Consider the following 23,489-nt stretch of genomic DNA (forward strand, 5'->3'; position numbering starts at 1 on the left):
GGACTCTCACCTTCACTTTACCGCCCGACTAAAAGCAAGATGGGGTTTTGCACCTTCCATATTGGGCATCAACCAAGCCAGACCTTCACGAGTACCAATCCATAATTTATTGCCAACATCAGGCGCAAGGGCAAGAACTCGGGTTGAAGGTAGCCCGGCTACTATGTCTAATACAGCCCCTGTATATGGATTCAATCGTAATAAACCATTATTTGTCCCTACCCATACACTACCATCTTGGGCAAACCGTACTGCTGTCACACTTCGCCCCCGCAGTGGAGTTACAGACCGCAAAACTGCACCAGTTTTCGGATTAATCACCAGCAAATTATTCGGCATTCCTGCCCAAATTAAACCTTCTGGACTAATGGCTAATGTTTGTACTGTTGTTCCTGGTAACTCATTAATCCGCTTCATAATTAAGGCGCTGGCGGTATTTACCCGCACCAGTCCATCTAAAGTCCCCACCCACAGATGACCTTGAGCATCTAAAGTCATGGCGTTAGCACTCACACCAGGCAACTTTTTTAACGTTGTCATGATCAACCCTTGATCAGGACTAATTAGAGCTAAACCATTATCAGTTCCTACCCATAAATAACCCCGTTGATCAACCAACAATGACAACACTCGTTTAGAAGGCAAAAATAAATTTTGGGCTGTAATTTCACTCGTCCCCATGTCTACTCGCTTCAGTCCCTCATAGGTTCCTACCCACAAGCGACCCACTTTATCTTGGGCCAATGCGCCAATTGTTACACTTGGTAAACTAACACGAGTTAAAATTTTACCCGTATTGGGGTCAATTCGCGATAATCCCCGCCAAGACCCCACCCAGAGATTGCCTGTAAAATCCCCTAACAGATCATTAACACGATAATCTACCTCTAGCGATCGCTCCTCAATTCCCCGTTCATCTGGCAAAGGTTCTACACCCGGAGGTGGTGGTTCTGGTCGATAAGAAGGTGTTAACTCAGAGGAATCAATATCAGGGGTTTTTCCCAGACCAGTTATACCTTTTTCATCTGCCCTTGCCACACTTAGCAAAGCCATTAACCCCAGCAACATAGAAGTCAGTAATATTTTATGACCCTTGCGTAGTAATTCCACCATCACATTTTATTTGGAGACAGTACTCACAGCTATTATAGGACTTACGCAACTGGCACAGCGATCGCTATAGCTATTGTGCCGCTAAATCCAAAAATCTGTATTTAATAAACATAATTAGTGCTGGCATACTCAGCGTAGTCGAGGTAAAGATTATACTAATTAAATGTGTAACAGCTGATAATAAATCTGGCTAATTCTCAACTGCATAAGGACTTGATTGTACTTTCACAGTTTTAACTTGACCATTCCGATTGATCTGAATTTTCAAGATATCTCCCACGGTGGTAGATTCAACCTGCTTCTGGACTAAAGCAGATGTTCTTACGGGTCTACCATTAATTTTTTCAATTACATCCCCAGGAAGTAACCCAGACTCCTCAGCTGGTGAATTTTCCATCACCCCCGAAATCACAACACCCGTTGTTTGCTGAATGTTGAGGTTTTTTTCTTGATTCAGCCGGCGTTGTATAGTGGGAGATAAATCTTTCATTTCAATGCCCAAAAAAGGATGTTCAGCCCGCCCATTGGTAAATAGTTCCTGAGCAACGCGAGCAGCAGTTTCAATGGGAATGGCAAAGCCCAATCCTTGAGCATCAGCCCGGATAGCAGTGTTAACACCAATCACCTCACCTTGGGCATTTAACAAAGGACCCCCAGAGTTACCAGGGTTAATTGCTGCATCAGTTTGGATAAAACTGACCCGCTTATGAGGCACACCCACTTGAGCGCTGGTGCGACCAGTGGCGCTAATAATGCCGATAGTCACAGTATTATCTAAACCTAAAGGATTGCCAATGGCGATCGCCCATTGTCCGGGGATTAAATTTTGGGAATTACCCAATTTAACCGTGGGTAATTTATTTTCAGGAATTTTCACCACCGCCACATCTGTAATCGGGTCAACTCCCACAACCCGGCCCTCGAAAGTTCGCCCATCTTTAAGAGTCACTTGCACAGTATCAGTATCCCCTACTACATGAGCATTAGTCAATAATTCACCATTTTCACTTAAAATAAAACCGGAACCAGTACCCCGCTCAATGCGTTCTTTGGGAATTGGTTGCTCATCCTCCCCAAAAAATCGCCGCAACAATGGATGTTTGAAAACATCTGAAATGGGATTAGCAACTTTACGGGTAGCATTGATGCGTACCACTGCTGGTCCAACTTTCTGCACTGCCGAAGCAATAAAATTCAGTTTATCAACCCCAGTAACGCCAACTGATCCGCTCCCCGAATTAGTAACCACAGACTCCGGGGGCAAAGCTACCATCACATTTTTTAATTCTTGAAACGAGCCATTGTCTGGCAAAAGATAACGACTAGCCAAAAAACCAGCACCACCACCAATGGTTGCTAAAGACAGGTAAATAGCTAGTTGCTTTAAGGATAAATTCATAATGATTACGTTTAGACAAAGCAGTGCCGTTGCTTATTCCTAAGTGTAATCAAGCAAAAGAAAAGTGGACAAATAAATTTACATATAAATTTACATATAAATTTACATATAGCGAATTTTGCCCAAATCAGGTAAGTTATTTTGATCATTTATGCTTGTATCTCCCGTGTTTAGGAAACCCTATATAAATAAACTTAAAGAACTAAGTTCCTGCCACCACCTCATTCCCCCACTAAAATGTAGAGTTAGCCTTTTGTGAACTTTCAGCTATGAATCTTCCCCATCGTCTACTGTTACTGTGTAGCCTAGCTGCCGCTATGGGTTTAACATCCACACCCATCAACTCCAATAGCGCCCATGCAGCAGCCAACTGTCCAACACCAGCTTTATCTCGCTTCCAACGCCATCAAGTTAATTCCGGTGAAACCTTGGCGACCATTGCACAGCGCTACAATCTCACACCCACAACCCTAATCAACATGAATCCTGTCATCAGAAACGGAAACCTTGCTGTTGGTAGTGAGTTGCAAATTCCTCCCCAGGATGGAATTGTAGTAGAAGTGGCTAGGGGAGAAACTTGGCGAGAACTAGCAAAAAAATATCAAATTCGCGCCGATGCACTCTTTGAAATCAATGGTTGTCAACCAGACCCCAAAATTGTCTTTATTCCCGAAGTCAACAGATCAGCAAATGGACTGATTACCAAATCTTCCACCCCCAGGGATACTCAACCAATATCCATTGCTGGGTATCCTCTGCAATCATTAGCAACTGTGGCACTTCCCTATGGCTGGCAAATCCACCCCAGCACTGGTGAAGTGTTTTTTCATAGTGGTGTGGATTTTTTAGCCTCCGTGGGTAGTCCTGTACAAGCGATCGCCCCAGGAATTATAGTATTTGCTCAACCACAGGGTACTTATGGGAAGTTAGTCATCATTAACCACAGTGGCGGTCTTCAAAGCCGTTACGCCCATCTTAGTGATATTCAGGTTTCCCACGGTCAAAAAGTTAATCAAGGCGACATCCTCGGCACTGTAGGCACTACCGGAGAGCCTACCATCAGTCAATCACACCTTCATTTTGAAATGCGTTCTGGCTCTGATTTAGGTTGGGTGGCCGAAGATCCCAAAAGTTATTTACAGCATTGACCGAAATATCAATCTCCGTATTCAAAAGTTTTGAGAAATATTAAAAGCCAAAGAATGGTTCAAAGATCCCCTGAGTGTGGCAATCTGAAAGACAGAGACTTTCAGTCTAATAAGCTATTAAGCAGCTAAATCCAGTAACCTGTATTTCATCAATACAGGTAGTGCGGGCATACTATGGCTATACTTCGACTACGCTCAGTACTAAGCGCTCTGTACAAGTCTTACCCGCTACGGTTATACAGATTAAATGCGTAACAGCTTATTTCCACCACAGCAAACTTACCCTCATTGGTTATGCCAACTCTGCCAACTCCCACAACCATTGATAACGCAGCAAATCAACCCATCTTTGACACCCAAATTAAGCGGCGTAAAACCCGACCCGTCAAAGTGGGTAATGTCACCATTGGAGGTAACCACCCAGTGGTAGTACAGTCTATGATTAATGAGGACACCCTAGATGTTGATGGTTCCGTAGCTGCCATTCGGCGTTTACACGAAATTGGCTGTGAAATAGTCCGCGTCACAGTACCAAGCATGGCTCACGCCAAAGTAATGGCGGAAATTAAACAAAAATTAATAAAAACTTACCGAGATGTGCCGATTGTAGCTGATGTCCATCACAACGGCATGAAAATTGCTCTGGAAGTTGCCAAACACATCGAAAAAGTCCGGATTAACCCCGGTTTGTATGTATTTGAAAAACCAAACTCCAACAGAACCGAATATAGTCAAAGCGAATTTGAAGAAATAGGCGACAAAATCCGCGTAACTTTGGAACCCTTAGTAGTTGCCTTGCGAGATCAAGGTAAAGCCATGCGAATAGGCGTAAATCATGGTTCTCTGGCCGAAAGAATGCTATTTACCTACGGTGACACCCCAGAGGGCATGGTAGAATCAGCCCTAGAGTTTATTCGCATTTGTGAATCCTTAGATTTCCGTAACTTGGTAATTTCCATGAAAGCCTCACGAGTACCCGTGATGTTAGCCGCTTATCGCCTCATGGTTAAGCGCATGGATGAACTGGACATGGACTATCCCTTACATTTAGGCGTTACAGAAGCCGGTGATGGGGAATATGGGCGGATTAAATCCACAGCTGGAATAGCCACATTACTCGCTGATGGTATCGGCGACACAATTCGCGCATCACTCACAGAAGCACCAGAAAAAGAAATTCCCGTTTGTTACAGCATTCTCCAAGCCTTGGGACTGCGGAAAACAATGGTGGAATATGTCGCCTGTCCTTCTTGTGGACGTACTTTATTCAATTTAGAGGACGTTTTACATAAAGTTCGAGAAGCCACCAAACACCTCACAGGTTTAGATATAGCCGTTATGGGCTGCATTGTCAACGGACCAGGAGAAATGGCAGATGCTGACTATGGTTACGTTGGCAAAACACCAGGTTACATTTCCTTATATCGTGGACGGGAAGAAATTAAAAAAGTCCCAGAAACACAAGGAGTTGAAGAATTGATTAACCTGATTAAAGCAGATGGACGTTGGATAGAACCTTAAGACAAAAATGGGGACTAGGGAACACAAATCAACAAACTTCTTGATCCCATTCCCCATTTGCTATCAAAATGCTATCAAAACATAGTGAGACCGTGAGAAACCCTAAGCTATGATTTATCCTGTGGTATCCTTAACAAAAGGCGATGGGTATTCTAAAAGCATTTTTGTTCAGTTAAAATAAAAAAAACATCCACTTGGTGAAAAAACCATAAGATGCAAATTCAAGTAGTCACAAAGCTAAGTATAATCTAAGTCAAGATGAGTAGGGGAGCGTTGACACTCCCAAGACAATATCATTTATTAAATCATATCGTAAACGTTGCCTAGCGCGTCTGATGACCGCGTAGCAATATCAGTTTAGAATCCCCCGTGTTTCAACCAGGGGAGATATCAATCCCCCGGATCGTCGAGTATTTTAACGAAATTAGTAACACGTGCCTTGTCTGGACAGTGCAACCTTGTGTTAGATTGGGCATACTGACAATAAACTCTCCCTCTGACGCAGCTGTCATTATGGTGATTACAAAAAGTAGACTTGTTTTGGGTGCTACAGCAGTGGCGCTTTCCACGATTGCCGTTACTAGTCTTGGCATTCACTCCCGAGGTCAGGCTTTATTTAAAGCAAGTCCCAAAGAATTAGTAGACGAAGTTTGGCAAATAGTACAGCGCCAATATGTGGACGGTACTTTTAATCAGGTGGACTGGCTAGCTGTGCGGAAGGAGTACTTGAGCAAGTCCTACAGTAGTCGGGAAGAAGCCTACACATCCATCCGGGAAATGCTTGACAAGCTAGATGACCCCTACACCCGGTTTATGGACCCAGAAGAATTCAAAAATATGCAAGTGGACACCTCTGGAGAACTCACAGGTGTTGGCATTACCATCAGTCAAGATGAAAAAACAAAGCAAATTGTGGTCATTTCCCCAATTGATGATACACCGGCATTTAAAGCCGGCATTTTAGCCAAGGATGTGATCATCAAAATCAACGGTCAAAGCACTGAAGGTATGGATACTAACCAGGCCGTATCTCTGATTCGTGGTGAACCAGGAACAAAAGTCAACCTGATCATTGAACGAGACGGTCAAGTAAAGGAATTTCAAATCACACGGGCCCGCATTGAAATTCATCCAGTCAAGTATTCGGAAAGGCAAACCCCAGCAGGTAAACTCGGTTATATCCGCCTCAATCAATTCAGTGCCAATGCTAGCGGAGAAATGCAGAGCGCCATTAAAGACTTAGAAAGAAAACGAGTAGCTGGATATATCCTCGATTTACGTGGTAACCCCGGTGGTTTACTCTACTCCAGTGTGGAAATTGCTCGTATGTGGATGGACTCAGGTACAATTGTTTCCACCATTGATCGCCAGGGTGAACAAGAACGGGAAGTAGCCAGGGGAAATGCTTTGACTAATAAACCCCTAGTGGTATTAGTTGACAAAGGATCAGCCAGTGCTAGTGAAATTCTTTCCGGAGCTTTGCAAGACCATAAACGGGCTGTTATAGTGGGTTCTCAAACTTTCGGTAAAGGTTTAGTGCAATCAGTGCGTCCTTTAGAGGATGGTTCAGGACTAGCAGTAACAATTGCTAAATATCACACACCCAATGGTAAAGATATTAATAAACACGGCATTGATCCTGATGTAACCGTGGATCTGTCTGATGAGCAGCGCCAGGAATTATGGTTAAATGAGCGTGATAAACTAGCCACACTAGCAGATCCCCAATTTGCCAAAGCTGTAGAAGTTTTGGGTCAAGAAATTGCTGCTAGAAATATAACCAGTTCCCAGAAAAAATAAATTTGTTGTCAACAAGTCCAGGGGAGTAAAGTTTTCGCTACTTAATTCCTCCCCATTGATACAAAACTTCCTAGCAATGAACCATATTTTTATATCTCACGCTCCAGGCGCGACCATCGCCGAGGGAGCGTGAGCCAGGGGTAGAATACAGATATCAGCCTGTGGTTTAAATACGTTAAAACTGCTGTAAATGGAAAAGCTGACTTTTGGATCGTTGATAGGGAAGTACACAAACCGCAACAAGTTCATGTTGCTTTTACAGTGGAATCTTGCCATCAAGTCAGCGCTTTTTACGCAGCAGCCATTAAAGTAGGTGGTAAAGATTATGGCTCACCCAGTTGGCGATCGCATTATTATTATTCACAGTACTATGGAGTATTTGTTTTAGACCCAGATGATCATAATATTGAAGTAGTGTGTTATTAACCATTAAACCATCAAGCTCCAATTTCTCACTATTTGATTCTATTACCAGAGAGAAACTAATACAAATCATCAAAACTATGTAATGTCAGCATCTTCCCCGCTAGTGTACCTACTGACATCAAATGGGTTGTATTTTCCATCAGCGATTACACTTTTATTACGTCTCAACACAACACCAATTAAACCAGTGCTAACAATTAAACCAACTATGATTGAGGGTTCAGGAGTTGAAACCATAACTTCATTACTCTTCACCTGAACTAAAGCTAGAGTGGTTGGGTGAGTAAAATAACGTTTTACATAACCGTCAACATCAGCAGTGGCAAACTTTTGATTACCAACAAAATCATAATCAGTCTTTGCATGATTTAATATAACATTACCTTCATTTTCATAGCCAACAAAGTTATTATCACCTTGTTTAGTTAAATCACCCGCCAGACTAAAATAGTCTAAAAGGGTATTTTCCTGAACATCAAATAAAGCAAAAAATAACCCACCACTGGCGCTGGCGCTTTCTCTTCCTGGTCTATCTACTGATGTGGCTAAATTTAAATTAGTGGCAAAATCAAAGGAAAAAATACTGTCTTGGTTTATATCAAAAATCCCTTTAATTGTAGCCTCACTTTCAGCGAGTCCTAAATAAGCTGTATTTTCTCCCCTTGCAATACTAGAAGAAAAATTTAAAGCCTCTGTGGGAGTACCGCCGAAAAATGCTATGGCTTCACCCTGAGTAAATACATTATTATCATCAGAAACCACCAAAGCATTAGTATTAGTATCAGTCAAGGTACTCCTGGGACTTTGACTAAAGTTAGTAAAGATTAATTCTCCTTCAGATAAAGCAAAAGTAGCAGCTTCACTAGGTGAAGTCAGCAACACTGAACCAGCTAAAACCGGACTAACTATTAGTAAAAACTTATTCACTAATCGTAGATATTGTTGAATCATCACTTATACTTCTACTATGATTAGAGCCAGTAAAAGAGATAGATAGTGGCTTTTAGTCACTCTCTATCTCTAGAATTATCTCAATGCCTTAGTAAGCATTGTAGTTTTCATATTCATATCCAGGGAAGGCTGCTGCTGTGGAACGGGAAGCCGCATCAGAATAAACACCTTCTTCTACTTCTGCAAAGGTTATAGTTTCAGCATCAGTGTTTTTACCGTATGCTTGGGCTACTGCTTGAGCATCAGCAAAGTTGCCTAAGATGTCAACTTGTACGTTAAGTGCCTTATTTATATTGACATTGACCGCACTCTCGATATTTTCAAACTTCTCGTTAAAGATGCTAAAACCGCCACCACCAACAATGGCAGAACCTTCAACAGCTTCTAAAATGTTCAAATCAGAAATAACCATGATTTTCTCCTAAGTTGTAGTTATCTTGAAGAACTTTTGCCATAACCAATTGTTTGTGATTGGTTATGTCCCTACAATAGCTAAATGCCATCATAAATTAACTAGATTTTTATTAGATGATTTCTAAAAATAATCCATATTTTCTCAGCTAAAAAACCAGCATAAGCACGTATAAATGCAAATAAAAATATATCGCTAGAATGATTTTAAATTCATCCAAGCGATATTCTTAATATCTTGTTATCTGTGCCTTTTTAGTTGGTGATTATAGCGAATTTTGCCCAAGTAAGGTACATTCTTACAAGACGATCATTTACATTTGTATCTCACCTGTTTAAGAAGTGCTAGAAAAATTTAAGTAATTAGTGAGAAGGGAGTAGTGCTTTATCTAGCTCAGTAACTATTTGACGACACTCTATTTGTTGCTTTAACCAAGCAGTGAATAATTCTGTAATTATTTTTTCCGTTATCGACTCATCTAATTGGGGTTGAATAATTTGCTCCACCCAAATTAAATAAACTCCTTTTACAGTAACAATGGGCTTGAGAATCTGCGGCGGAGTTGCTGCAAATATAGCAGCAGCAATTTCTGGGCGAAAATCTTTGCGATGTTGTCTTCCCTGATATCCATAATTACCACTAAATTCTGGTTCAGGAATATATTGACGAGCAATTTCTGGAAAAGTAACTTCTCCCTCCTGCACAGCATAAAACAGTTCTAAAGCCAAGTCTTTATCATCGAAAATCACTTGATATGTAATGGCAACCAGATAATCTAGTTGGTGTTGATAAAAAAAACGTTCAACTTGAGGGGCAAATAAATAATGAGCTAACTTCTGAGCTAAAACTTTATTATAGATTGATTCCTCAAACTCAGGTATAGAAAGATAATGTTTCTCTAGCCATGATAATGTATCTTCAGCCTTGACAAGCTTTTTAGCTAAACGTAAATTATCTCCTTCTTCCTGGATTTCCTCTGGTGTAACTGTAATTCCTGATTTCTGGGCTACTTCGGCAATAATCTTTTGAGATGCGATCGCCTCCACAATACCAGGAACTTGAGAAGATAATTTCAGATTGCGAATAATATCTGAACCAGAAATAGTCAAAATTTGAGACATAATATAACTCCCATGCTCATCTCACTAATAAACCATCACTAAAGCTCTAAACCATTTTCCTGCAACTTCTTAAACGGATCTAAAACAAAATCAATTACCCGTCGTTGACGCACAATAACTTCCGCGTTTGCTGTTTGCCCTGGAGTTAAAGGAATACGTTTTGTACCGCTTTCAATATACTTCTGTTCTAAAGTAATTTCTAACTCATAGGTTTCCATATTTCCTTGGGGTGTTTGAGTTACCTTAGCATCGGGAGAAATACGAGTCACTTTCCCTTGTATAATGCCGTATTCCTGGAATGAGTAGGCATCAAACTTAATTTTTACCGGCATTCCCACATTTAAAAAGCCACTGTCCTCAATGGGCATATGAGCTTTAAGGACAATTTCGGTATTTTTAGGTGCAATATCGGCAATTCTCTGACCAACCTGTACCACTTGTCCCGGCTTACTAACTGGTAACTCAAAAATTATCCCATCAACAGGCGATCGCACCACTCGTTGCTGCATTTGTAGATTTAAAGATGTAATTTTGCTTTGAGTTTGAGCGATACTAGCTTGTAAATTAGTAAGTTGTGTTTCTAGTTCCTGGAGTTGTTCCTGATATTTAAGTAGCGCCAACTTACCAGACTGTAGTAAACTTTGATAACTATTTTGTTCCCCTTGCACTTGATGTTTTGCTTGTTCAATATCAGACTGTAACTGACTCATTTTTGCTTCATAGCGGTTAGTTTCTTCCGCTAACCGTAACTTTGCTTGTTGAACATCAGATTCCGCCTTGGTGTAGAGTCGTCTGCTTTCTTGTTCTTCTTTTTTCAATTGCTCAACTTGATAAACCGAAACCGCACCATCATTGACAAGTTGCTCAAAGCGTTGTACTTGCCGGGAATCTATACTCAAGCGCTCCTGGGCTGCCTGTAAATCATTTTCAGCAATTTTAATCTGCTCCTGCACTTGCTTAATTAGTGCCTGTTTTTCCAACTTTTGCAGATCATAAACACTTTGTTTAAAACGTAGGTTTTGTTTAGCCTGGTTCAGTTGGGACATTTTTTCTAAAGCTTGAAACTGATTTTGTTGTTTCTGAATACTCATAGTTAACTGTAATTGAGTTTTCAGCACATCAAACTGCGCGGCTTGATTAAGCAATGCAGACAACTTAGCTTCAGCTTGCTGAAGTTCAGTTTGCAAAATATCAGAGTCAAGTTCTACCAGCACTTGTCCCCTAGTGACAGTGTCCCCTTCTGCTACCTTCACAGCTTTAACACTTCCCCCCGCTTGGGAATCTAACTTTTGAGTTGCTCCTTTAGGTTCTATACGTCCTCTGGCGCTACCAGTTTCATCCACCCTAGAAAAACTTGCCCAAGGTAAAGCCAGAGATGCAAAGCCCAACAGAGTATAAAACACACCGCGAGTCCAGACCCTAGGTAAACCATCTAGTAATTCTTCAGTACCATAATATAAATCCTCCGTATTACTTTCTGAAATTGTTTGATTAAATTTAGTAGTTTCTTCACCAGGTTGAATATAATTTTTATACTCATCCTGTTCTTGGTTCACAAGTATAGAGGAAGAATTGGGAGAGGTATGAGGCATAATTGGAGTTTTATAAATGGAGAATTATTGATAACATCAAACTACTTCAGCTAATTGTTGTTGATTCAGATAGTAATAATGTCCCTTTTTAGCAATTAATTCCTCATGAGTCCCGCTTTCTACTAATACCCCCCGATCTAAAACTAAAATTACGTCAGCATTACGGACTGTAGATAAGCGATGAGCAATAATTACACTTGTACGTCCTTGGAGAATACTTTTTAAGTTATTCTGAATAATCCTTTCTGATTCCGAATCTAAATGACTAGTAGCTTCATCAAAAAGTAATAACCGGGGGTTACCCATTAAAGCCCTAGCAATAGCTAAACGTTGCCGTTGTCCACCAGAGAGCATTCCTCCACTTTCACCAATTTGGGACTCATAACCCATAGGCAATTGCTGAATAAATTCATCAGCCCCTGCTAATCGTGCTGCTTGAGTAATTTCTGCTAAAGAAGCCTCTGGGTGAGCAATGGCTATATTTTCGCGAATCGTCCCCCCAAAAAGAAAAGTATCTTGATCAACAACACCTATTTGAGAACGCAGCGATCGCAAAGAAATATTAGTAATATCAAAACCATCAATCAAAATTTTGCCCTCCGTTGGTGGATATAAACCCAGAATCAACTTAGTCAAAGTTGTTTTTCCCGAACCACTGCGCCCCACCACTGCGATCATTTGCTCAGGCTTAATCTCAAAACTAATATTTTGCAACACATTACTCTCACTTTCCTGATGATAACGAAAACTGACATTTTCAAAGCAAATATGCCCCTGCAATTTACCCAAAACCTTACGGGGTTTATCTAGCAAATTTTCTTCTGGTTCTGCATCTAAAACATCATTAATTCTTTCTGTAGAAATAATAATTTCTTGTAATCCATTCCACAACATTGACAACCGTTGGAAAGGACTCAAAACCTTACCCACCAACATATTAAAAGCAACTAACTGCCCCATAGTCAAATCCCCTTGGATAACTTGCCATGCTCCAAACCACATCAAAGCAGCATTGACAAAAGTTTGAATAATACCACTGACAATTCGCAAACGGTTCCCAATCACATGGGCATGAAAACCTTTTTTCACCAAATCATTCAGTAGTTCTTCCCAATGCCAGCGTACAGTTTGTTCAATAGCCAATGAACGCACCGTGCGGACACCAGTGAGAGATTCAATCAAGTAACTATTTTCCTTAGCTCCAGCATTAAAAACTTCTCTAGAAATACGCCGCAAAATGTTGGTGCTAGCCAGCGCCAAAATAAAAAAAGGTGGCACTGTCAACAACACAAACAAAGTCATACGCCAGCTATACCAAAACATAATGCCCAGATAAACTGCTAATGTCAGCATATCCAGCATGATAGATAGAGTTTCCCCAGTTAAGAAACGCTGAATTTTTTGGTTTTCCTGAATGCGAGAAATAATATCTCCCACATAACGAGACTCAAAATAAGCCAAAGGTAAGCGGAAAGTATGTTTAATAAATCCCACCAGTAAAGAAACACTCACACGATGGGCTGTATGAGCTAACAGATATTGCCGTACTCCATTCATAGCAATACCGAACAAACCAAACACAATCATCCCCACACCCACAGCATTTAAAGTGGGAATACTGCGCTGTACCAGCACTCGATCCAGTAATAACTGAGTAAACACTGGGGTTACTAGTCCAAATACCTGCATCAACACACTGGCAATAAAAACTTCTAGCAATACCCAATAATGAGGCTTGACTAACTCAAAAAACTTCCAAAAACTAGCACTCTGATTCTCACTAGCCTTCAGTAGCTCTGTGGGTTGCAGTAACAAAGCATAACCAGTCCAACCACTATTAAATTCCCTTCTCGTCAAACTGCGTTGACCAATGGCAGGATCACCCACAATCACCCGCTTCTTAGTCATCTCATATACAACAATAAAATGATTACCTTGCCAGTGAGCGATCGCTGGTAGAGATTGTTCTGCCAACTTATCAAAAGTCGCCTTCACAGGACGAGTAGCAAAACCCAGGTTTTCTCCCACGGCGGCTAAAGCGCGTAGAGATGCACCACTGCGGTTAACATTGGTCATATCCCGCAAGCGATTAACACTAAAGTGCTTACCCCAATACTTACCAATCATCACCAAGCAAGCCGAGCCACAATCCGTCGCACTTTGTTGAGCATAGAAAGGATAGCTTTTACTCAAACGCTTCCACCAATGCCCCATTTGCACCTTTGGGCTGGGAAAGTACGGGCGTGGTTGATTGTCCCTGGCTGTTGATTTTGCTCCTGGCTGGGGGAAAGGTATAACCCTAGCCCCAGAATGTTGGCGTGGTTTTGCCCTGTGATTTTCAGGTGCTAAACTCTGGTGATGTTCATAGTCAGAAAGAAAAAAACCTAGACCTTGACAATGTTCCACGGCCTTTTGCCAGTGAGAACTTTTAAGGATATAAGCAATGGTGGGTTGTATCGCTTGCCAAGTCCCCTGTTTCAGTTCCCCGGAAATTTGCCCCGCTGTAAAAGACTTACCCTCAGAACTCAGCAACTCACCCTGGTACAACACCCACAAACAAGAATCTGGGAATTGTGTATTTACAGAACCAATTTCTAGTCCGTGGCGCTCAAATAAAGCCAACGCATTCAGCATAGCCATAAATTCCCCAGGATGTCCGGGGAACTGTGAATTTTGGCGACATGACAGCAGCAAATCCCACATTTCAGCACGAATAAACAAGCGATCGCGCATCTGCGGATATTTTTCCATCAGCCCTTGTAATACATCTTGGCTGAGATACCCCAGTTCTAAATTATGTGAACTTCTCGCCGTGTAATCACTAAAATTCTGCTTTGGAAATAAAGTTATTTCACCAAAAGAAGACCACGGGGACAAAGTAGTAATTAAGTTATCAAAACTATCTGACAATCTCACCTTACCAGCCAAAATAATATAAATACCAGCCTTCATTTCTGCCGATTGCCAGAACTGCCTTGCCACCGGTGGGCTGACAAATTCCATAGATGCTAAACAAGTTTGTAACTCTTGTTTGGTCAGCACCTTGCCTAAAGTTTCACTGATTTTTTCACCTAGAGATTCCTGGGTAAATACCCTATTCATTACCTAACCTCCACGCCTAGAATTAGTTTTAGTTTCAGAGGGTGTTGGAAAAATTTTAGTTGACTATAATTGGATTGATAATAAATAAAATTACTAACAGGTTTCTAGTAAATATGTCACGTCAAATTGGCAATACCAACCAGATCACCAAAAAAAAACCATGAAAACAAAATATTTAACAATAATAAAAATCTTGTATTGCGGGTATCTTGCCCGCTACCCCACCGACTCACATCCCATACCTACCCGGTGGGGGCGTATTGCAATACGCCCTCAACCAACATCATCTAAACCTTAGCTTCCAAAGACTTCAGCAACTCAGTATTCACACCCGACTCACGAGTCAGAGCAATCTTACCAGTGCGGGCGATTTCCTTCAAACCAAATTTTTGTAAAACTTGGACGATGGCCACCATCTTACCGGGATCTCCCACAACTTCTAAAGTCAGAGAATCTTCCGCCACATCCACCACTCGCGCCCGAAAAATTTGCGCCAGTTCAACCACCTCCGAGCGATTGCTGCTGGTAGCATTTACCTTTAAAAGCATCAATTCTCGCTCGACACAGGGAATTTCCGTAATATCTTGGACTTTAAGCACATTCACCAACTTATATAATTGCTTGGTCAGTTGCTCAATCACCCGATCGTCTCCAGGTACAATCATCGTAATCCGGGAAACCCCTCCTTGCTCTGCTGGTCCAACCGCAAGGCTTTCGATATTAAAACCGCGACGGGCAAACAAACCAGAAATACGGGAAAGAACACCCGCCTCATCTTCTACTAAAACAGAAAGAGTATGTTTCATCTTCGCCAATACCGACTCAGGCCACCCCTTAAAGCTACCCTAAAAGCACTGCTACACTAAATTGCTTTGACACTCACCGATCCTTTAGGTCGGGGATTCTGTACTCTACCTTGCCACTTGCTCTAATAGACTTTCGCCTAAAACAGTAGAGGTCGCGAGTCCTACAGCGTAACTTCGGGACTGTCCGCCCCTAGCTTGCCTAGCAAGACTTAAAATATTAATTGCTGCATTTGTGTCTCTATGTAACTCCCATCCACAAACACATCCTCTGAGTGCGAGTTGATAGAGTTTTTTTCACAATGTGCCCACAATTACTGCATTGTTGACTTGTGTAATGTGGTGCTACAGCAACAGCCATTTTACCAAATTTACCAGCAAAATACTCAATCCATTCCCTAAACACATACCAGCTAGCGTCACCAATTGACTTAGCTAAACCATGATTTTTAAGTAAATTACGCAATTGTAAGTTTTCATAGGCTACTAATTCGTTAGACTTGCACACTTTACGCGCTATCTTGATAATTTATCCTAGGTTCTATTTTAAACACAAGTCAACACCACTAACATTTTCTCCCCAAAATCTCCCAGACAATTAAACCCACCAACCTTTAACAGCGCATATCTTGTCATCGGTAGATGTAAATCATTCACCCATATGTTAATCTTCAAATGTGAGATATGACCAGAATTAACCAAAAATCGGAGAAAAGCTCTTATGGGTTGGTTACAAAGACTGTTTGGATTAGAAAAACCACAAAAAGCCCAAGTAAATCCTCAACCCCAACCAACAGACCCCACGGAAACAATTCCCCCAGAACGTTTAGGATTGCAAGGAGAATATGACCAAAGTGGTTTAGCCAAGCGAGTGGCCTTAGCATTTGATCAAGACTCCCAACTAAAAGACATTGAGACTCTCTGGGTTGCTCAAACCGGTAGCACTGTAGTACTCAAAGGTAAAGTCCCCAGCCAAGAAATCCTCAACAAAATGGTTACCGTAGCTCGTTCTGTTCATGGCGCTACAGACGTTCAAACTGATCAGGTGACCATTGAGTAATATTATTAACAGCTAACTGTTAACCCGTCTCCTCATCCAATCCAAAATCAACTGATTAACTATTTCTGGGCTTTCATCATGGGGACAGTGACCAACATCTTCTAAATTCACTAATTCTAACCTCTCATTGTACTGAGTAAATCTTTTACCAAATACAGCAGGTACAAATTTATCTTTTTGTCCCCAAATTAACAGCATTGGTACTGTTACTTGGGGTAATATTGCCTTGACACTAGGACTAAAATTAACAGCGATCGCAGCTGTAAACAAAGCAGTAAAAGCACGAGCCGAACCCCTATCTTGGGGGGGTCCCGCTAAAATATCTATTAATTCATCGCTGACAGCTTCGGGATTAACATAAGCCAGACTCGCCCACCGACGTAGCACACTTGGTCGCCGCACAAAGTAAAACACTGGTTTCAGGATCAAGGGCGAAGCCACTAACTTTTTCATCCCCATCACCACAGGTCGCAGCCAAGACGGGATAGCCTCTTGTTCTAAAGTCGGGTCTGGTAAACTCATCATCACTATCCCCTGAACCATTTCTGGATAAGCAACCGCAGCAGCCAAAGAAATCAAAGAACCATTAGAATTACCAATTAATATCACCGGTTGGCGGATAAATGCTTGCCAAAATTCATATACTTGATCCACCCATAACTGTATACTGTAATGAGCGGCGGCTTTTTTAGAAGCACCAAAACCCAGCATATCCAAAGCATAAACAGTATGCTGTTCCCCTAACACCTGCATATTATGTCGCCAATGACCAATAGAAGCACCAAAACCATGAAGCAGAATTAAAGGCATACTATTTTGGTCACGTTCCCCGGGTCGGATATAAGTGTAACGAGTTTGCCAACCCCGCCAAACCCAATCTCTTTGATTGCCAACTCGTTCTTGCCAGTGTAGCGTAGTGGTCACATTTTCCTCCTATTTTCCCCCTCTACTCACCAGCTAGGTAATATTATAAGTCTATAAGTCATCTCCCACGCCACGGTCTTCAACCAGCACTCAAGATGAAATAACATAACCTTAGCCATTTCATGTTAAAATATCTGAAAAATTAAGAATTATTCAGTTATGTAAAAAATGGGTTGAAAACCCCGTCGTTCTACGACGGCTTTTCTAGATTCTGGATATATTTCTTCAGCACCTCAAGTGGCGCACCACCAACAGAAGACACAAAGTAACAGAATATAAAAATGGTCGGCATGGGGCATCGGCACGACCTAAAATGGACAGGGAGTGACTGTAAGACTGTTTCGGCAGCTAGTTACTGTGAACTGTCAAGAATCACCCACCTTCAAGGTCGGTGAGTATGTCAACCTAGGAAGATACATTCTATCTTAAGTCCTCAGTTAAATTAAGCATCGTGCTGCTGAGGCAATCCCAAGAAAACCAAACAAACCAAGTCAAAACCACATCTTAACAACTAGAGAGCTTCCAAAATCATAATGCCTGTGATTGAGAAAAAACGAACTCGCGATTTGCCCCAAATCAATGAGCGCATCCGGTTTCCTAAGATTCGAGTCATTGATACTGATGGCGGACAATTAGGAATTATACCCCCACACGAAGCGTTAAAACTAGCCGAAGAAAAAGAGCTAGATTTAGTACTGATCAGTGACAAGGCTGACCCACCGGTTTGTCGGATCATGGATTATGGGAAGTACAAGTTTGAGCAGGAGAAGAAAGCGCGGGAAGCCCGGAAGAAGCAGCACACGGCTGATGTCAAAGAAGTGAAGATGCGCTACAAAATCGAAGAACACGACTACAATGTTCGTGTCAAGCAAGCGGAGCGCTTCCTCAAAGAAGGTGATAAAGTAAAAGCGACTGTGATGTTCCGGGGTCGAGAAATTCAACACAGTGACCTAGCAGAAGACTTGCTCAAGCGCATGGCCAAGGATTTAGAATCCATTGGTGAAGTGCAGCAAGCACCGAAAAAAGAAGGTAGAAATATGATGATGCTGATTTCCCCTAAAAAATAATTCCCTCATTAATGGAAATATCAACGATCACAACCATAATTTATCACTGATAACTTCTCACCCTCCCTGATCGGTGGAAATTTTCAGCCAACTGATACTCCTGAGAACTGAGTGGGAAAAATAATACTCAGTTACTCAGGATTTTTGCTGTTTATGATCATAATAAAGAGAAAAACAAAAAGGATAAGTGGAAATAATAGTTTAAATAATAGTTTAAATAATAGTTTATATTCTCCCTTATCAGAGTGTGAATTTAACTTAGTCTAGCTCATAGTGCATGGAACTGAAAAATGACTGGTTTGCTGCCAAAAAAAGCCTTGCAGCACGACTATTACAGTGGGTAAATCTTCGACCAGAAGAAAGCGCACGGACAGCAATGATGTTTGTTTTTTACACTATTGTATCAGTAGGGTTGCGCTGGGCAGAAGATAGTACAGTGGCTCTGTTTTTAGATGAATATGGGGTTGGCCCCTTGCCTTGGATGTACATTGCCAGTGCTGTAATGAGTATGGGACTTGTATTTGTTTATTCCTGGCTGCAAAAAATATTCCCATTGCGTTGGGTGATAGTGGCGATCGCACCTTGTATGGTGATGCCATTAATGTTGATGGTATCCTTGCGGGGGGAAACACATATCTCCTATTTAACAGTAGCTTTAGTTTTTCTCCTGCGGCTATGGGTAGACGCAATTTATGTCATCAACGACCTCAACACCTCCATTCTGGCTAATCAATTATTTAATATCCGAGAAATAAAACGTACCTATCCCTTAGTGAGCAGTGGGTTATTAGTAGCTGATGTTATCAGTGGTTTTACCTTGCCGGGGATGCTGCAATTTATCAAATTAGAGTCAGTCATTCTCATCGGTTGCGGTGTGATTATATTAGGAACGGGTATTTTATTTTACTTAATTCATCACCACCGAGAAGCCTTTCCTGATGCTCCCCAACGCCTAATTACCCCAGAACAAGCAAGCAAACACCGTCGCCTCAAAACTCCCATCAAGCGCTACACATGGCAGTTATTCGCCTTTGTGGGTCTTTTACAAATTATTGGATTATTGGTAGATTTTCAATACCTACGTGAACTTAATATTTCTTTAAACAGCCGAGAATTAGCCAGCTTTTTAGGTTTATTTGGTGGCATAGTCGGACTAAGTGAGTTAATTACTCAATGGTTTCTCTCCAGCCGCATAACTGAACGCTTTGGCGTATTTTTTACAGCGGCATTGCTACCCATAGCAGTAGGCTTTATTTTACCGGGGACAATCATATTACTCAACTTATTGCCAGTCCTGCAAACCCAAAGTTTCTTTTGGGGATTAGTGGGATTAAAATTTGTAGATGAACTATTACGCTACACCTTTGTGGTTAGTAGTGGACCTGTTCTATACCAACCCATACCAGAACGTATCCGCAGCAGCACTCAGACATTATCAGGAGGAACCGCCGAAGCCATCGCCACTGGTGTGGCTGGTATCATTATTTTAGTAACTTTGTTTCTTGGCAATCAATTCATAAACCCGGAAATGCAAAGGTGGGTATTAGTAGCAGAAACAGTGATCATAGCAGCAGCTTGTTTAAGAGTAGTTTTAGTACTGCGATCGCGTTATGTTGATTTACTAGTATTAAGTGCAGAACGGGGAGAACTGAGTGCAGTAAATGTTGGTCTGCGTGCTTTTCAACAGGGAGTAGTGAAAGCTTTATCAGAAAAAGGCAGTACTGCTGATAAAAGCTCTTGTATTGAAGTATTAGCACAAATCGACCTCCAAGGAGCATCACAGGTTTTAGCTCCCTTACTGAAAAAATTACCTCCAGACCTACAGCGTCAAAGCTTAGAAGTCATGCTCATGGCAAATATCAATCCTACTTATGCCCCAGACGTGCGATCATTATTAGAACAACCACCAGAAACAGTTGACCCAGAAGTTTTTGCCTTAGCTCTGCGATACGTTTGGCTAGCCGATACCAACCCCAATCTCAGTAGACTAGAAGAATACCTGCAACCCCGACATCATTCATTGATCCGGGCTACAGCAGCCGCCTTAATTTTGCGTCAGGGAACACCCCTACAAAAAGTAGCAGCCGCAAAAACTATGCGCCAAATGCTCACCCATAGCCAAGAACGAGAACGAGTCAATGGAGTCAGAGCGCTGAGAGAAGCACTACATTTACAAGCCCTGCGGATTCATATCCCCAAATTATTACAGGATGATTCCTTACGAGTACGCTGTGCAGTATTGGAAATGATCGCTGCAACTCGTTTAGACGAATATTACTCAGCACTAATAGCAGCGCTTTATTATAAATCAACCCGTAGTACTGCCATGCGGGCATTGATTAAGTTAGAAAATGAAGCTTTGGAAATGCTAGTACAGCTTGCCAATAACAGCTACCAACCCGAAGTCGTGCGAATGTATGCTTGGCGCACCATTGCTCAAATTTCCACCCTCGAAGCCATAGAAACTTTATGGGAACACCTAGAAACATCTTGGGGAGCCACCAGATATTATATCCTCCGCAGTTTAGTCAAAATCAACAAACAACCAGAAATTATTACCATAGATACCTTTCATCAAACAAAAGTAGAAACTTTAATAGAACAGGAATTAAAGTTCTTAGGGGAAATTTACGCTGCTTATTTAGACTTTCAAGCAGCAGCAATGCCAGAAAATCAACAATCACAACGGATTTTAGAAATTGCTGGTTTATTACAACGCGCCCTGGAAGAATTAGAAATAGATGTAAAAGAGCGGTTGCTCTTACTTCTGAGATTACTTTATTCACCCGAAAAAATGCAAGCGGCAGCATTTAATCTCAAATCACAATCCCCGGCCAATTTAGCACAGGGGTTAGAAATTTTAGACCACACCATTAATTTGCCCACAAAATCCATAATATTGAATATATTAGACAAGCGCTCAACCGAAGAAAAACTGTATTGTCTGGTGGAATCTGGGTTAAGCGTATATCAACAAATGTCTGTGAGGGATCGCCTTAGTCGCATGGTGACTATGAATAATTTACTTTCTGATTGGTGTTTAGCCTGCTGTTTTCACTTTGCTCAAGTTAGCCGCATCCGCTTAAGGATTCAAGAAATTTTAGTGGCTCTACGCCATCCCACAGGTTTTGTGCGGGAAGCAGCAGTCTCTTATCTTAGTGTTGCTTCCCACCGTGTCTTGCTGGAACTGCTACCTAAATTACAACAAGACTCACACCCTCTGGTAGTGGCTCAAATTAAGGAATTTATCAAAAAATACGCTGAAAACCCTTGAGGTTAAGTTTTGGAGGATAACGGAAAAACTTAACCGTCCTTTAGGTGAAGGATGAAAGCCAGTTGAGGCGTTTACACCTCAGTCATTTTAACTATACGTGAGTTCGACGGAACTAAAAAATGGCAGGAGGTAGAGCAGGCAAATCTTTTGGGTAAATATCAATGGAAGGTTTTTTGGGCAAATAGGTGTAAGCGGCTAAACCAGCCATCAAGTTAACCAAAAAGTTAAATGGACTACGGTGACGAGAGTGTTCGATTTGACAGATATTTTTGAGATGGTCATTGACCGACTCAATGACAGCGCGTTTGCGTAATAGAATCTTATCAATCAGTTTGACCAAACGATTTTTCATTTTCTTTTTAGATTTGGTGACTAACTGCAATCCTCGTTCATATAACTCCTCAAATAATTTTTGAGATATATATCCTCTGTCACCAAAAAGTTTACCAATTAAGTCCTTAGTCATATCTGGGACTGGTTTTCGGTCATCCACATTGGCAGGAGTTAGGGAAAATGCCAATAATTCCCCACAATCATTAATGATCAAATGTAGTTTAAATCCAAAGTGCCAGCCCACAGAATTTTTTCCCCATTTGACTAAACCTTTAAATACCTTGTGAGAATGCGCCCTGGCATTGTGACAAACATTTATCGGTGTGGAATCAATAAAGCTAATCCCAGTAATTCTTCCAGTGCGTGTATGTAAAAAACAACATAAAAGCATTAAGCACCAAGGCATCAATTCCACAAACCTTGTGTAGCTCACCAAATTTGGAAATGCTTCACGCCAACCCGGCAAGACTTGTAGTGTGTAAAATTCCTTAAATGTCTTATATCCACTGCCATGAAAGGCTATGACTATTGTCATCACTTCGGATAAATGCATCCTCGATTTGCTACGCTTTTCTCCCATTGTTGATGGCAATTGTGGTACTTGCTGCCAGAGGTTTGACCATGAGGTGCAAAAATCATCTACGTCGCAGAAAATTTGTGTAATATCGAGGCGAGATATAATAGTAGACATAGCCGAAACCTTTATTTTTCTTTGATATTTTTAGTTTCGGCATTTTTTTGTCACTTTTTACCGATTCTCAATTAATCGTAGTGATGTCTCACTGTGCGCGATCGCTCCCATGAATGCCGCTTGAGCAAATTCTTACACAGCAAGCTTTTTGCCCCTTCCTCTCCGTCGAACTCACGTTAACTATTTCCTTGAGTGTATATAGCCAATTTCGCCCAAGTGAGGTACATAATTAGCTGGCAATATGCTTGCAATATAAGACTTTTATCACTTACATTTGTATTTTACGTGTTTAAGAAAAGCTATAATAGACTACAAACTATACCTAAAACTAATCATGATTATAGGATCAGCAATCCAGGTCGGTGATTCTTGACGGTTCACCGCAACTTGCTACCAAGGTAGTCTTACAGTCGTGCCGATACCCCATGCCGACCATTTATATTTTAGGTATATCAAAAATGGCAAGCTATAGGAACCAAAAAAAAGCCGCCCTAGAAGGATAACGGCGGTTTAGTAAATTTTGTTACTTTACAAATACTTACTCAAATGATTTAATATTTAATATTTAATATTTAATAATTTCAAGTATAAAAAGTCAAAAAATATTCTGGAAATTTAAAACAAAACCAGGAAGAACATCTTCACCTGATAAAGTTGTGGGAGATTGTAAAACCTCTGGTGGTTGATCAGGACGATAAATTTCTACTTGTTGGTCATGGGGATTAATTAACCAACCTAGTTGTAAGCCATTG

At 41.2% G+C, this 23,489-nt stretch carries 18 protein-coding genes and 2 pseudogenes; 7 read left to right on the forward strand and 13 right to left on the reverse strand.

Annotation, left to right across the window (positions count from 1 at the left end; all coding sequences use genetic code 11):
- Positions 1-12: 12 nt before the first annotated feature.
- Positions 13-1,113 carry a ligand-binding sensor domain-containing protein gene (locus NWP17_RS15400; protein WP_280655753.1) on the reverse strand — a complete coding sequence of 367 codons (1,101 nt, stop codon included), beginning with the start codon at positions 1,111-1,113 and terminating at the stop codon, positions 13-15.
- Between the two features lie 190 nt (positions 1,114-1,303).
- The gene (locus tag NWP17_RS15405) at positions 1,304-2,512 is read right to left on the reverse strand and encodes an HhoA/HhoB/HtrA family serine endopeptidase (protein ID WP_280655754.1); all 1,209 of its coding nucleotides are present in this window, start codon (positions 2,510-2,512) and stop codon (positions 1,304-1,306) included.
- A 269-nt stretch (positions 2,513-2,781) separates the two neighbouring features.
- Here NWP17_RS15405 and NWP17_RS15410 point away from each other — a divergent pair, with 269 nt between their 5' ends.
- The 4 genes from NWP17_RS15410 (at position 2,782) to NWP17_RS15425 (ending at position 7,407) form a co-directional block, all read left to right on the forward strand.
- A complete protein-coding gene (locus NWP17_RS15410) occupies positions 2,782-3,660 on the forward strand; it encodes a peptidoglycan DD-metalloendopeptidase family protein (protein ID WP_280655755.1) in 879 nt (292 codons plus the stop codon).
- 294 nt (positions 3,661-3,954) lie between these two features.
- Positions 3,955-5,181: a (E)-4-hydroxy-3-methylbut-2-enyl-diphosphate synthase gene (gene ispG / locus NWP17_RS15415; protein ID WP_280655756.1), complete on the forward strand. Its 1,227-nt coding sequence runs from the start codon at positions 3,955-3,957 to the stop codon at positions 5,179-5,181.
- 513 nt (positions 5,182-5,694) lie between these two features.
- Positions 5,695-6,981: a carboxyl-terminal processing protease CtpC gene (ctpC, locus tag NWP17_RS15420; protein WP_280655757.1), complete on the forward strand. Its 1,287-nt coding sequence runs from the start codon at positions 5,695-5,697 to the stop codon at positions 6,979-6,981.
- Positions 6,982-7,242: 261 nt separating this feature from the next.
- Positions 7,243-7,407: a VOC family protein gene (locus NWP17_RS15425; RefSeq protein WP_280655758.1), complete on the forward strand. Its 165-nt coding sequence runs from the start codon at positions 7,243-7,245 to the stop codon at positions 7,405-7,407.
- Between the two features lie 75 nt (positions 7,408-7,482).
- On the opposite strand, the gene NWP17_RS15430 is transcribed toward NWP17_RS15425, so the two are convergent.
- The 7 genes and pseudogenes from NWP17_RS15430 to NWP17_RS15460 form a co-directional block, all read right to left on the reverse strand.
- A complete protein-coding gene (locus NWP17_RS15430; protein ID WP_280655759.1) occupies positions 7,483-8,358 on the reverse strand; it encodes a PEP-CTERM sorting domain-containing protein in 876 nt (291 codons plus the stop codon).
- Between the two features lie 88 nt (positions 8,359-8,446).
- Positions 8,447-8,770, reverse strand: coding sequence for a hypothetical protein (locus tag NWP17_RS15435; RefSeq protein ID WP_280655760.1), 324 nt, complete (start codon positions 8,768-8,770; stop codon positions 8,447-8,449).
- Between the two features lie 362 nt (positions 8,771-9,132).
- Positions 9,133-9,891, reverse strand: coding sequence for a peptidylprolyl isomerase (locus NWP17_RS15440; RefSeq protein WP_280655761.1), 759 nt, complete (start codon positions 9,889-9,891; stop codon positions 9,133-9,135).
- 38 nt (positions 9,892-9,929) lie between these two features.
- Entirely contained in the window at positions 9,930-11,483 is a 1,554-nt protein-coding gene (locus NWP17_RS15445) for a beta-barrel domain-containing protein (RefSeq protein ID WP_280655762.1), read from the reverse strand.
- A gap of 36 nt (positions 11,484-11,519) precedes the next feature.
- Positions 11,520-14,585 carry a peptidase domain-containing ABC transporter gene (locus NWP17_RS15450; RefSeq protein WP_280655763.1) on the reverse strand — a complete coding sequence of 1,022 codons (3,066 nt, stop codon included), beginning with the start codon at positions 14,583-14,585 and terminating at the stop codon, positions 11,520-11,522.
- Positions 14,586-14,872: 287 nt separating this feature from the next.
- The gene (gene ilvN, locus NWP17_RS15455) at positions 14,873-15,391 is read right to left on the reverse strand and encodes an acetolactate synthase small subunit (RefSeq protein ID WP_280655764.1); all 519 of its coding nucleotides are present in this window, start codon (positions 15,389-15,391) and stop codon (positions 14,873-14,875) included.
- 105 nt (positions 15,392-15,496) lie between these two features.
- Positions 15,497-15,911 (reverse strand): annotated as a pseudogene (locus NWP17_RS15460) (RNA-guided endonuclease InsQ/TnpB family protein); the annotation flags it as partial.
- A gap of 198 nt (positions 15,912-16,109) precedes the next feature.
- Here NWP17_RS15460 and NWP17_RS15465 point away from each other — a divergent pair.
- Positions 16,110-16,448, forward strand: a complete 339-nt coding sequence (locus NWP17_RS15465) for a BON domain-containing protein (RefSeq protein WP_280655765.1) — start codon at positions 16,110-16,112, stop codon at positions 16,446-16,448.
- 12 nt (positions 16,449-16,460) lie between these two features.
- On the opposite strand, the gene NWP17_RS15470 is transcribed toward NWP17_RS15465, so the two are convergent.
- Both NWP17_RS15470 and NWP17_RS17680 read right to left on the reverse strand, forming a co-directional pair.
- Positions 16,461-17,372 carry an alpha/beta fold hydrolase gene (locus NWP17_RS15470; RefSeq protein WP_280655766.1) on the reverse strand — a complete coding sequence of 304 codons (912 nt, stop codon included), beginning with the start codon at positions 17,370-17,372 and terminating at the stop codon, positions 16,461-16,463.
- Positions 17,373-17,562: 190 nt separating this feature from the next.
- A pseudogene (locus NWP17_RS17680) lies at positions 17,563-17,640 on the reverse strand (IS200/IS605 family transposase); the annotation flags it as partial.
- Positions 17,641-17,905: 265 nt separating this feature from the next.
- Between NWP17_RS17680 and infC the strand changes: the two are divergent.
- Together infC and NWP17_RS15480 are read left to right on the forward strand one after the other, a co-directional pair.
- A complete protein-coding gene (gene infC, locus NWP17_RS15475) occupies positions 17,906-18,439 on the forward strand; it encodes a translation initiation factor IF-3 (protein ID WP_280655767.1) in 534 nt (177 codons plus the stop codon).
- A gap of 277 nt (positions 18,440-18,716) precedes the next feature.
- Positions 18,717-21,713 (forward strand): MFS transporter, encoded by a 2,997-nt coding sequence (locus tag NWP17_RS15480; RefSeq protein WP_280655768.1) that lies wholly within the window; start codon positions 18,717-18,719, stop codon positions 21,711-21,713.
- A 112-nt stretch (positions 21,714-21,825) separates the two neighbouring features.
- Here the strand turns inward: NWP17_RS15480 and NWP17_RS15485 are convergent, their stop codons facing one another.
- On the reverse strand, positions 21,826-22,737 hold the full coding sequence (locus NWP17_RS15485; RefSeq protein WP_280655769.1) for an IS982 family transposase: 912 nt from the start codon (positions 22,735-22,737) through the stop codon (positions 21,826-21,828).
- A gap of 595 nt (positions 22,738-23,332) precedes the next feature.
- A partial coding sequence (locus NWP17_RS15490; RefSeq protein WP_280655771.1) for a Uma2 family endonuclease occupies positions 23,333-23,489 on the reverse strand: 157 nt, incomplete at its 5' end.

Source organism: Chrysosporum bergii ANA360D (assembly GCF_029891735.1).
Taxonomy (GTDB): domain Bacteria; phylum Cyanobacteriota; class Cyanobacteriia; order Cyanobacteriales; family Nostocaceae; genus Umezakia; species Umezakia bergii.